Here is an 11,593-nt window from a genome sequence, read left to right as displayed (position 1 = left end):
GGAGAAAGAATATGAAGAAAAGATGGATTTCCTTATATGTAGAAAATGAAATCGGTGTGCTGGCAAAGATCGCAGGCCTGTTCTCCGGAAAATCATACAACCTCACAAGCCTCACAGTGGGCACCACAGAAGATCCCACTGTGTCCCGTATGACCATCAGCGTGGAGAGCGATGACGCCACCTTTGAACAGATCAAAAAACAGTTGAACCGCTGTGTGGAGGTGATCGAGGTGATCGACTTCACCAATTCCCGTATCCATAGAAAAGAAGTTCTGTACATTAAGATCAAAGACTGCGATGAAGCTGTAAAGACCGAAGTTTTCCGTATCGCAACCATTTTCCATCTGTCTGTAGTTGACTATGGGAAGACAGAGATGCTCCTGGAAAGCCTTCAGACGGAGAAACGCAATGACGAGATCATTTCCTACTTCTCCAATTACTTTAAGCATATCGAAGTGGTACGCGGAGGAAGTGTGGCGATCAAGGGCGTAAGCATTCAAGACAAATAATATCAGAGATGCTATTACAGCCATGTTTCACTTAAGATATCCCCCTTAAACGGTCTGTCTGACAAAGGGTACATCTTAACAGAAACATGGCTGCTTTTTTATGGTTCTATTCTATTGTTTATTCTATTGTTCTGTCTTCTATTTTTTGTTTTCTATTTTTCTGTTTTTATTTTTCTGTTTTCTATTTTCTATTTTTCTATTTTTCACTGTCATCTATGCTGCCGTCCCGGGCGTTTTCCAATTCTCTTTTTAAATCCGTAATATCATGGCAGGTGAGAAGAACTGCCTTTTCCCCTTTCCACTCTATAAAACACGCATCTGCAGATGTCCAGATATGAAAAAACGGATTATAAACCTGCCGGACGCAGCGGGGATGTTCGCTGTCCATCACTTTGATCGGACAAAAATCACAGGGTGTATCCCGATAAAAGAAAGCCTCATGACAGGTAATGCCAAGCTTTGCCTCCGGCACCCACTCTTTTGTTTTCCGGTTGATGTACAGCATCTCTTTTGTATCCGGGCGTATCACATAAACCCAGGAGCTTTGATTGTCAAGAATCGCTTCCAGTGACGCCGCATTCTGTATTGCCTTATCCTGAGCCCGAAGTTTCAGTAAGAATGTGCTCAGTATTTCCGCGATGAAGACCAGTGCATTCACCTGTTCCTGTGTCCAATAGCGGTTGACACGGCACTCATCAAATCCGACAAACCCTTTGAACTGTCCTTTGTCATAGATGGCACACTGCAACAGGGATTTAATTCCCTGGGGCTCCAGCGTTGCCCTCTGCTGTTGTGTCAGCCCATCAATATCACGGCAGTAAAACACGCCGCTCTCATTAAAGTTGCTTTGATATCCGCCCTCCAGATCATTGGCATAAGGCACATGCTGAAGATTCTCTATCTCGGGCTTAACGCCTTCATTGCACCATTCATATGTATTTCTACAATATTTTTCGTCCTCTTCATCCTCAAATATATAAACGCGGCTCACATCAAACTGGCGGCCTACTACTTCCAGTATGGCATTCACTGCCGTGTCCAGATTTGAGGATTTATACAAGATCCTGAACACATACTCAAACAGCCGCAGTTCACCACTACTGTCCCCTTCCTCATCAGAATCTATCCGGGTATTGGCTGTACTGTTGAGTTGTTTGGGAAACTCCTCTGAGGTCAGGTTTTTATCTGCTACACAGTATCTATTCTTCCCCTGGTTCTTGGCCCGATATAACGCCTGGTCAGCACGCTTAAAAAGTTCATTATAGGTCTGTCCGCAGTCCGGGAAAACAGCTATGCCAATACTGCAGGAAAGCTCCACATCCGTCAGCTCCTGCACTGCCATCTCTCCAATAGCTTTCATGACCTGATACGCTTTTTGCTCTGCCAGAGAAGCATCCGGTATCTGCCCGAGAAAAACTAAAAATTCATCTCCGCCTATACGGCCTACAATGTCTTCGCTGCGAAACTGCTTCTGAATGGTGTGGGCAACTTCTGAGAGCAGGGCATCTCCAAAGAGGTGGCCCATGGTATCATTCATATGCTTGAAATTGTCCAGGTCAATGATCATCAGCGCTGCCTTTTTCCCCGGCGCGCTGTCAGACAGGACTGTCTGGATATAATCCTGACTTGTTCCCTTGTTATACAATTTTGTAAGCATATCACGCTGTGCCCGTTCCATGAGATTCTGGGCTTTTTTCTTTTCCGCATCTATATCCAGAATAGCTCCCACGGCACGAACCACCCGTCCGGCTTTGTCTGTCACACCCGTTATCCTTATACGGCACCAGACAGCCTTTTGTTCCCCGTTTACAATACGGACCTCCTCCTCAGCGTAATGTTCCCCGCTGCGGATTCGGACCAAAAGTTTAGAAAAGATCATCTGGTCATCCGAATAAATATACGGCGCCCGCCAGAAAAGGCGGCTGACCTGCTGTGTGATCGGAGTACAACCGAATTTTTTCTCCCAGTTGTTAGAAAAAATCATGGTGTCAGCATCGATATCCCATTCAAAAAGAATATCCGTGGTCTGATCCATTATGATCTGATGCCTCTCCAAAGAAATCCGCAGATTCTCTTCTATCTCCTTGCTCCGTGTCACATCCACGAGCACACAACAGAAATATTCCCCATCCTCTTCATCACGGATCAGATGCCCTTTATCAAGAACCCATATAGTGCACCCATCCTTGCGTGTCATCCGGTATTCCAGCTCTTTGTCCGGCCCAAGGGCAGTCTGTCTGAGTGCCTCCGCCAAAGCACCCTGCCGGTCTCTTGGGTCTATCATCTCCCAAAAGCTGTTATTAAACTTTTCCTCTATCTCCTGCTTGGTATATCCCAGCATGGATAAAAATCCTTTGTTCATCTGCAGAAGAGTAAGTTTCTCGTCAAATCGGCAGGAAAACATTCCACCGGGAATATTATCACTTAATATCTGCAGATTATGGCCGCCTTCTCCTTCCGGCAGTGACACAATATTCTTTTCACTCTTCATATTGCCCATATGGCTCCTATTTATTGTTCCCTGTATCCATTTGATATCTGAAAGTACAGAAACGCACTGTTTATTTTCTATCATTCTATCAAATGCCTTGTATTTATGCAAGGAACAAAAAGAGGAAAAGTCTATAATGGCAATATTCTGTAATGTTTCTTTTTTTCACATCCACCCACATGCCCACGCGATTGGGCATATTACAGCAGAGGCGAGAATATAGACTGCCCCGATAATAAAAATCGGCACTCCAATAAAGGTACAGAGCAGTGACAGGCACGGATGCCTCCGTGTAAAATGGGCTGCCGCAGTATCAAACTCACACTCTGTTCTTTGGATCGACTCTCTGATATGTGTCATAACTATTCCTCCTATGGCATTTATCCTATCACCAGCCGCATTAAAACGGTAAAAGTGATAGGGGAATCGAATAAAAATACCATAAAAAGGCTGTCATATCTCTGCTTCTCTCCTGCTCTTTCCAACAAATGGCGAAAAAGTCCTTGCAATCCGAAAAAAATCTGTTATAATAATAACGTATCAGAGATGATTGCTATATTTTAATAAAACATGGACGGTTTCCCGAGTGGCCAAAGGGGACAGACTGTAAATCTGCTGCAAATTGCTTCGGTGGTTCGAATCCACCACCGTCCATTTTATCGGATAGGTTCGCCTATCCGATATCTTTTGCCGCAGTGGCGGAACTGGCAGACGCCCGGGACTTAAAATCCCGTGGGTAGTGATACCCGTACCGGTTCGATTCCGGTCTGCGGCAGTAGGTAAAAGTGAGAGAAACGTTGAATTTACAGCGTTTCTCTTCTTTTTTTGCTTCAAAAAGTTTGAACACCTTTGAACACTTTATGAGGAAATCCCCAGTTTTTGAAAAGCAAAGCGGTCATTCTTCCTCTTGTTGACGTTCCGTAAATAGTGAAGCGTGGTTGCCGTTTCGCTATGCCCCATTAAATAACTCAAGGTTGTGAGATTGTTTCCGTCAAAGGCAGTTGAGGCATTGTAGAAACGGATTTTATGACTGGAATGGTAAGGAACACCAGCTTCTTTGCAATACTTCTTTAAACGGCGGTTGAAGCTGTCTGTTGTCATGATTTCTCCATTGGGTTCAAAGACATACACTCCATGCGGATTTAATTCTCTGGCTTTCTGAAGAATCTTGATTGCTTCATCAGTCAAGAACTGTTTGCGGAAACCATGAGAGGTATTTCCTTTCATCTGGTTGACTACCTTTACTTCTCTTTTGGAAAAGGTTAAATCATCGTTTAGTGTCCGTTCACAGGTAGCCTGTCGGTGCAGATAGACCATTCTGTTTTCATAGTCAATATCTTCCCAGCGGATTGCTTTTGTTTCCCCGATACGGATAAACAGATAAAAGGATAGTTGTATCGCAAGGGAATAAGGCTCTGTGATACAGCTAAGATAATGCAGTAGCTTATGTGTATCGTCACGGGAAAATACGTTGTCACTTTGTACTTCCACAGGCTTGTAGGTGAACTGCTTGAAATTCACATCAGAGACAGGATTGTGGGAGATGATTTCTTCCTCAATGGCATAACTCATGATTCCATTTAAGACAGAACGGGCGTTGCTGATTCTCTTGTGGGTATGCTGACGTTCTTTTGTGGCTTCTCTGAAAAAGCGGATAAGGGTAATCGGTCTGATTTCTCCTATCTTCATTTTGGAAAGAGCCGTGTCTTTGAAAAATCTGTTCCATTCAGAAACATACTCTTGAATCGTCTTTGCCTTTACAGAAGTGTAATCTCTTTTGTATAAGAGCCATTCTGTATATAACTCTTCCAGTGTGATATTCTCACGGTTTTCGATTTTTTGCTTCTCAATATAAAATCTGATGATTTCTTTTTCAAGGTTCTCTTTACTCTTCCGCTTGATCGGACGGCGGTTGTTGGGTTTGGTGTCATCTGGTAAATAGGTACGCCAGCTTTTTTCAGATTCCGAGTAATAAATTTCATATTTGTGATTCTCCAAGATTTTCTTATTTGCCATAATTTCAAAATCTTTGAAGACTTCATCTGGAGTCATATTAGCACAAGCGGCTAATGTGTTCAATAACGTAATATCGGAAGATGTAACAGGGTTATTCATCAGAATCCCCCCTTACACCCATAGTTTCTTTTTTGATTTTGATGTAGGTAACACTGCTGTCCTTTAAATAAGAACCAGTAGCTAAAAAGGATTTTGTATCATATATCTGCCGTGTGTACTCTTTTTGAAAAATGATAGTTTCATTCTGTAATTCGAGAATCATATCATCAGTCAGCATGAGTCTTGTTTCTTTCGGCATTTTCAGGTTTTGTGATTTGAAAAACGCCTTTTTCTTATGCTCCTTTACATCAAGGTCTTTCCCAAAATATTTGCTGAGATAGCGACCACGGTTCTCCTTGCTGTCTACATCAATACGGTTTATCTTAATAAAACCATGCGACCATAAATCTTGTAATTTTTCTTTTGCTATGTATGGAAAATCAAAGAAAATAACATGGTAGTGGATTGCACCACGTTTTTGTTTCTCCCACGTTGCAATATACTTTAATAATTGTCTTTTGGTTTGATACAGGTAATAATTTAATCGCTGGATAAAATACTTAAATTCTCGGTTCGTTATGGTAATGTCTTGAATATTATCTCTGAATGTCAGCGTTACAAATTTGGTTCTGTTATTGAAATTACAGTCCACGATACGGGCAATCTCCCAACGTGTCTGTTCATAATGTTTTTGTTTGCGTTTCAGGCTGTCATATTGCTTATGAGCTGACATCTCATCAAAGGTTTTACGTTTGCTTGTTTTCTCTAAATCTGCATTTTCTGTTGAATGACTGAAAATAGGATTCTTATAGATATATACTTCTTTGGTGGTAGGAGTTTCAATGATTTTCGTATTGTATGCAAAACATTCCTTTGCTTTGCTCACGAAATCCACCTCGTATCCTATTTTGTAATGTGTTTTCTTCCTGTTTTCGGAAGATGTTGTTTTATATATCAAGTCTAGTCAGAAGAAATATCTGCCCTTTCCAAGTCAGACAGCCAGCACCTAAGACGCTGTCCGGCACTGTCTGTCTGACAGGAGAGAGACTATTTCATTCCGGCTATCTTGATGTTATTTGCTTCTGCTTTGACAGAAAGCCGTCCGTTATAGAGACTCGCCCATGTATGTAATCCCTCAAACATGACAGGGACTTGCCCTTTCTGTTCCAGTTCTTCATTGGAAATCAGCGGACTGGACGTTTTTACACCTACTTTGACTTTTTCAAATTTCAGCTTTGGAAAGAGAACAGTATAGTAGAAGCCGAGCTTTTCTTTTGTAGAAAAATCTACCCAGTCGGAAACTTCTACAAGCTGGAACTGTTCTTCCAGTTTGTTTGGATTTAAAATAAAGTCGCTTCCTCGAATCATGGTATCACCTCCTTTTGAAATATCTAAAAATCAGATATTAAGATAATCATATGATAAACCAAACTAAATGAAATGTCAATAGAAAATATCTGAATATCCGATAAAAAGATTGACAAGGGAAAATTGATGAAATATAATGTGCTTAGAAAGGAGGACGTTCAACATGAACAAAATTAAAGAATTACGGAAAGAAAAGAATATCACGGTTGCAGAACTAGCAAAAGAACTGGGAATCTCACAGAGTATGCTGACAAACTACGAAAACGGAAATGGAACGCCAAGAGATGAATCTATCTGGGAAAAACTGTCACAGATATTTGGAGTGAGTAAAAGCCATGTTATGGGGCTAACTACGGATATTGAAACGGCAAATAAGAAAAAGCCGTTGAAAGTGGTGGTGGATATGTCACAGCCTGTTTCTATCCAGCCGAAGAACCAGACCGACCTTGACGTGCTGATGAAACTGGATTTAATAGACAGTGATGATATGGAAGAAGTGTCGGAGTTCCTCGACAAACTCTTAGAAAAAGAGAGATATGAGGGGCGGAGAGAATCAAACATGAAGTATGTTGCAGGATAGGAATGCTTTCTAAGCCGTCCGCTTGCCCAGCCGACCCGCCGCCCTGTTAGGAACCGTCGCTCTGGGCACCCTGCGGGACACTGGTTAGCAGAAAAGCACGAACAAGGGAATATGGACGGCAGACTATGCTTAAAGTCGGTACAGTGCGGAAAAGGGTATGTAGAGATGTCAGAGTCTTACATACTTTTTTCTTGTGCGCTTCATATATTTAGATTATACTGAATAGTAGTTAAGTAAATTGGAATGGTGGAGGTTAAAACAGTTGATATTGAATGAAAAAGTACATATAGAAAATCATAATCTTCATTGGCGCTATGATTTTAATGATGAAATAAAAATGTTAAAAAATAAACCGCACTTAAAAACACTGACTTTTGAACATATTGGTAGCACTTCAATTCCAAACATAAAAGCAAAACCGATTATAGATATTATTATAGGGGTGAGGAGCTTCCCGCCAGAAAAGATAGTAATACAAGAAATAGAAGCAAGCGGCTATACATATATGCGGGAAATGAGTGTATCTGACAGATTATATTTTATAAAAAGAGATATAAAGAATTTTAACTTACATATCGTCGAATACAAAGGGGATGTATGGAAAAAGGATATATTGTTTCGTGACTATATGATAAAGTATCCGGAAAAAGCACAGGCATACTCGGACTTAAAAGAACAAATTTTAGCCGGTGGAATTGATACCTTATTGGAATATTCTGAAAAGAAAGCAGAGTTTATTTCGGAAGTTCTACGAGATATATAGCGTTTGCAAATTCCAGTTTGAGAGAGACAAGCGTTTGAACACTTTTTGAACACCGCAGACGTGATGAAGTCTCCAAAGCCCCTTTCTTTCGGTATTTTTGATTACTTAAAACGGTTCGATTCCGGTCTGCGGCATTAGTAAAAAGCAGAGGAAACGTTGATCATTCAGCGTTTCCTTATTTTTTGTCAAAAATGGCGTGTCTTGTGAAAACTGAGCATCATGCAGGAAATCCGGCTGCCGGAATAAGAAGTAATATCCTATTTTCTACAGGCAGATTTTCCTCCTGCGCTTGACATACAACGACATGTGCTGTTATAAATAAATCAGAACCGGAAGTCTCAGCAAGGACTTACAGCCCATAGACTTTTCTTCACGCACTCGTTGACCGTATTGATGACAGCCATAGATAAGAAGGATTTATAATGAAAATAAATAATAAGAAAAATCATCTGTCTCCCATTAGAGTCTCTTTTATTATGATCCTTTTTGCTATGTGCCTCGCTATGAATGTGTTCCTCTGTAGCTCTAATGACCTTTATGGACCATTAGATAAAACAACCGCAATTGAGACATGGGCCGCCTCAGAAAGTACCATTGTCAATGGAGACGGGAATATTACTGCCCATCTCAGGACTTCATTTCTGAACAGAAATAATTCTTATAATGAAACGATGACGAAGGAGATCTGTACATCTCCTATAATTGCAGTTATCCCAAAGGGTTTCCCCTTGTTTCTTTTCCTTGTTATAGCTTTTCTTTTTTTCTTTCTGACCTTATTTATATTATTGCCTGACGGATGGACATTAATTAATCTGAAAGTACGTCTGGACAATTGAGTCAACTCCCTTTCAAATCATGGACAAAATAAAATATTTGCTGCAATAAGACTCCTATATGGCAAGTGTTATGGTGGTGATAAGTCATTTTTTGGATCAAACAATGGCTTCCTTTTTGTATGCAAACAGGCAGCGGGTATGAACCACATACTTATTACGAGAGTGAAGCAAAGCTGAGATTGAAACGGAGGAATACGATTGAAAAAAAAGATATATAAATTATTTCTCATTCTAATGGTGAGCCTGTCCCTGTCTTCAGGCCCCGCAGCTCAAAATGAGATGCGAAAGGTACTTGAAACTCTATTGGGAACAGGTGATGCGCAGATTCAAGAACTTGATGAAGAAGAAGCGGAAGAAATAAAAAAGAAGAAAAAGCGCTAAATTATTTCCTAATTATATAAGGGCCGGCTCACAGATAAATGAGCCGGCCCTTATATGCTTTTATTTACTTCTTCTGTCTCTGTCTACAACACATTTTATTACCATAGCCCCGTGTGAGGGAACTCTCATCCGCACAACACCGCCCTTACAGACGTGGATCTTCTTAATGAGACTGTATCCAAAATCACCAGTCACCATGAGCTGTTTGAAATGTGCCTCCCTGCTTCTGGATATGCCAAGCTCCCAGACAGACAGCTCTACCAGCTTGGTCTGGTCACTGTTGTTCACAGCCACCACTGTTTTTTCCCTGTCCGTAAATCTACCGTAACACAAAAGCTGATAATCATTTGCCAGGAACTTTAAGGAACCCTCTATCAGTTCACGGTTTTCCTTGTGTATGGCGATCATGTCTCTGTGGAACTGGATCAGTTCCCGGTCTTCTCTGCCCCAGGGATACGTTCTCCGGTTATCAGGGTCAGTGAATCCGCACAGTCCGGCCTCATCTCCGTAATAGATCGTAGGAGCACCAGGCCACGTCATCTGCATGACCACAGCTTCCCTGAAAATCGCCTTGTTTATCTCCTGCCCTGCCGCCTCGGACCCCATATGCGCCACTCGGCCCACCTTGTGGTTTGTCCTTGTCAGGAAACGGGAATGGTCATGGTTGGACAGCTCATTCATGGCTGTCATCAGCGATGGCGCATAAAAACTTGCCATATGGTACTGCATGGCACTGATAAAGCAGTCACTGTTGCCAAACATGCCCTCACTGTACTCGTCACTGTGCTTTTCCATCCCGGTCAGAAACCAGGTAACCGGCTCCATAAAGGCGTCATAGTTCATAACAGTATCCCACTGGTCACCTTGGAGCCAGGATTTTGCCTCCCCGTAATGCTCAGCCAGAATAATGGCCTCCGGGTTGGCCTCCTTCACATTTCTTCGGAAATCCCGCCAGAACTGATGGTTGTATTCATTGCTGTGCCCCAGATCTGCAGCCACATCCAGACGCCATCCATCCACATTGTAGGGCGGTGACACCCACTTTCTGGCAATCTTCATAATATATTCATACAGCATGGGGGAGTCCTCGTAGTTCAGCTTCGGCAAGGTATCATGCCCCCACCATCCGTCATAAAACTGATTATACGGCCAGTCATATTCATTGTGGAAACGGAAAAACGTGCGGTAGGGACTGTCCCCGGTAATATACGCACCCTTCTCATATCCCTCCTGATACTCATAGATCCGCTCCCTGTCAAGCCATTTATTAAAAGAGCCGCAGTGATTGAACACACCATCCAGGATCACCTTCATGCCCCTTTTATGCACTTCCTCCACAAACTCCGCAAAGAATTTATTGCTGGCTTCCAGATTCTCGTAATCGGTCACTCTCTTGATGTATTTGGATGCATGGGCATTGTCCTTGTCGCCCCAGTTTAAGGGATTCCCGCCGTCACTGACAATTTTCCCGTAATGAGGATCAATGTAATCATAATCCTGGCTGTCATACTTGTGGTTGGAGGGCGAGACAAATATAGGATTGAAATAGATCACATCCACACCCAGTCCCTGCAGGTAATCCAGCTTATCCCAAACACCCTGAAGATCTCCGCCGTAGAAATCACGCACATCCATAGCCTGAGGCCATCGGTACCAGTCCTCTACTCTCTGGACATGTTCATCAATATAGCAGTATTCCCCTGTCACCACATCATTTGACGCGTCCCCATTACAGAAACGATCCACAAATATCTGGTACATAACCGCCCCTTTTGCCCATTCCGGGGTCTTGAATCCAGGTACAATGCCAAAAGAATAATGGGGATCGATCTCCCGCACCACACCCATCCGATTGTAAAAACAACTTAATTTGCCTGTATATATCTCAAAATAATACCTGACTGTTTCAGTACCAAGAGGAATGTTGGCCTCATAATAATCAAAACCATCCCTGGAGTCAGCCAGGTCCATCACTTTTTTCTTATCTTCGTATACCAGATAGACCAAATCCACATTATTTTTCTTAGTGCGGATTCTGACATTCACAACGTCTCCCGGCTCCGGCTCAAAAGGTGTCCTGTAATTTTCTGTCTCATCACTGAACACCGCACGTTTATTGAAAGCAGGACGCATGTTTGTCACATACTCCTGAATTTTCTGTGCATTCTTCATATATTCGTAATTCATAATGCATCCTCTCCATCATTCAGTCGAAAAAGTCCTGTAGTTCTGCTTTTTCTGAATTACTGTAACTATACAATTTCCCCATAGTTACGAATTACTAATCAATGCTGGTCTTGGGTATACTTACCCATCATTAATCTATTTTATCCCACCCTTACTTCATATACAACTATTTTTTGAAAACGAATACTTTTATGCAAAAAATGACACTTTTTGTACAAATCTTTCCATAAAAGTCGAATATTTACGCTCTGCCTTCTATAAAGTAAAAGAGACAGTCTTACGACTGCCTCTTTTGGAGAAGGTATTTCTTCTTATGGGGTGTAGCAAAAACTATATAATGTATTGGGGGGTTTTTACATTTATTATAATACCACGCAGCACAGAAAAAGTGTGCACAATCTTAAATAAATTTTTAACGATTTT

General features: G+C 41.8%; 10 protein-coding genes and 2 tRNA genes. 6 read left to right on the top strand and 6 right to left on the bottom strand.

What is annotated here, in order from left to right:
* Positions 1-11: 11 nt before the first annotated feature.
* Complete coding sequence (ilvN, locus tag BLCOC_RS07860; protein ID WP_018593708.1) at positions 12-509, top strand: acetolactate synthase small subunit; 498 nt, start codon at positions 12-14, stop codon at positions 507-509.
* A gap of 196 nt (positions 510-705) precedes the next feature.
* On the opposite strand, the gene BLCOC_RS07855 is transcribed toward ilvN, so the two are convergent.
* Together BLCOC_RS07855 and BLCOC_RS07850 are read right to left on the bottom strand one after the other, a co-directional pair.
* Positions 706-3,000 (bottom strand): sensor domain-containing diguanylate cyclase, encoded by a 2,295-nt coding sequence (locus BLCOC_RS07855; RefSeq protein WP_242999059.1) that lies wholly within the window; start codon positions 2,998-3,000, stop codon positions 706-708.
* 165 nt (positions 3,001-3,165) lie between these two features.
* Positions 3,166-3,360, bottom strand: a complete 195-nt coding sequence (locus BLCOC_RS07850; protein WP_115624927.1) for a hypothetical protein — start codon at positions 3,358-3,360, stop codon at positions 3,166-3,168.
* 212 nt (positions 3,361-3,572) lie between these two features.
* Between BLCOC_RS07850 and BLCOC_RS07845 the strand changes: the two genes are divergently transcribed.
* Both BLCOC_RS07845 and BLCOC_RS07840 read left to right on the top strand, forming a co-directional pair.
* A tRNA-Tyr gene (locus tag BLCOC_RS07845) sits at positions 3,573-3,654 on the top strand.
* Positions 3,655-3,689: 35 nt separating this feature from the next.
* Positions 3,690-3,775, top strand: a tRNA-Leu gene (locus BLCOC_RS07840).
* Positions 3,776-3,858: 83 nt separating this feature from the next.
* On the opposite strand, the gene BLCOC_RS07835 is transcribed toward BLCOC_RS07840, so the two are convergent.
* From BLCOC_RS07835 to BLCOC_RS07825, 3 genes are all read right to left on the bottom strand, one after another.
* On the bottom strand, positions 3,859-5,115 hold the full coding sequence (locus BLCOC_RS07835; RefSeq protein ID WP_072522834.1) for a tyrosine-type recombinase/integrase: 1,257 nt from the start codon (positions 5,113-5,115) through the stop codon (positions 3,859-3,861).
* Entirely contained in the window at positions 5,108-5,941 is an 834-nt protein-coding gene (locus BLCOC_RS07830; protein ID WP_174717641.1) for a rolling circle replication-associated protein, read from the bottom strand. The genes BLCOC_RS07835 and BLCOC_RS07830 overlap by 8 nt, the downstream gene beginning before the upstream one ends.
* 161 nt (positions 5,942-6,102) lie before the next feature.
* A complete protein-coding gene (locus BLCOC_RS07825) occupies positions 6,103-6,423 on the bottom strand; it encodes a hypothetical protein (RefSeq protein ID WP_033143642.1) in 321 nt (106 codons plus the stop codon).
* A 163-nt stretch (positions 6,424-6,586) separates the two neighbouring features.
* On the opposite strand from BLCOC_RS07825, the gene BLCOC_RS07820 reads away from it, so the two are divergent.
* The 3 genes from BLCOC_RS07820 to BLCOC_RS07810 all read left to right on the top strand — a co-directional run bounded on the left by BLCOC_RS07820 (position 6,587) and on the right by BLCOC_RS07810 (position 8,983).
* Positions 6,587-7,003, top strand: a complete 417-nt coding sequence (locus BLCOC_RS07820) for a helix-turn-helix domain-containing protein (RefSeq protein WP_115624445.1) — start codon at positions 6,587-6,589, stop codon at positions 7,001-7,003.
* 262 nt (positions 7,004-7,265) lie between these two features.
* The gene (locus BLCOC_RS07815) at positions 7,266-7,766 is read left to right on the top strand and encodes a GrpB family protein (protein ID WP_165907354.1); all 501 of its coding nucleotides are present in this window, start codon (positions 7,266-7,268) and stop codon (positions 7,764-7,766) included.
* A gap of 1,034 nt (positions 7,767-8,800) precedes the next feature.
* Positions 8,801-8,983, top strand: a complete 183-nt coding sequence (locus tag BLCOC_RS07810) for a hypothetical protein (RefSeq protein ID WP_115624925.1) — start codon at positions 8,801-8,803, stop codon at positions 8,981-8,983.
* Positions 8,984-9,043: 60 nt separating this feature from the next.
* On the opposite strand, the gene BLCOC_RS07805 is transcribed toward BLCOC_RS07810, so the two are convergent.
* Positions 9,044-11,170 (bottom strand): glycoside hydrolase family 13 protein, encoded by a 2,127-nt coding sequence (locus BLCOC_RS07805; RefSeq protein WP_018593713.1) that lies wholly within the window; start codon positions 11,168-11,170, stop codon positions 9,044-9,046.
* Positions 11,171-11,593 lie beyond the last annotated feature (423 nt).

This window comes from Blautia coccoides, from assembly GCF_034355335.1.
Classification (GTDB): Bacteria; Bacillota; Clostridia; order Lachnospirales; family Lachnospiraceae; genus Blautia; species Blautia producta.
Note: the sequence above shows the minus strand (reverse complement) of the source record. Positions and strands in the feature narration are given on the sequence as shown.

Bases quoted from the DNA above. Each gene is read 5' to 3' on its own strand.
- ilvN (WP_018593708.1), top strand. From the start codon at position 12: ATGAAGAAAAGATGGATTTCCTTATATGTAGAAAATGAAATCGGTGTG.
- BLCOC_RS07835 (WP_072522834.1), bottom strand. From the start codon at position 5,115: ATGAATAACCCTGTTACATCTTCCGATATTACGTTATTGAACACATTA.
- BLCOC_RS07855 (WP_242999059.1), bottom strand. From the start codon at position 3,000: ATGAAGAGTGAAAAGAATATTGTGTCACTGCCGGAAGGAGAAGGCGGC.
- BLCOC_RS07850 (WP_115624927.1), bottom strand. From the start codon at position 3,360: ATGACACATATCAGAGAGTCGATCCAAAGAACAGAGTGTGAGTTTGAT.
- BLCOC_RS07820 (WP_115624445.1), top strand. From the start codon at position 6,587: ATGAACAAAATTAAAGAATTACGGAAAGAAAAGAATATCACGGTTGCA.
- BLCOC_RS07805 (WP_018593713.1), bottom strand. From the start codon at position 11,170: ATGAATTACGAATATATGAAGAATGCACAGAAAATTCAGGAGTATGTG.
- BLCOC_RS07825 (WP_033143642.1), bottom strand. From the start codon at position 6,423: ATGATTCGAGGAAGCGACTTTATTTTAAATCCAAACAAACTGGAAGAA.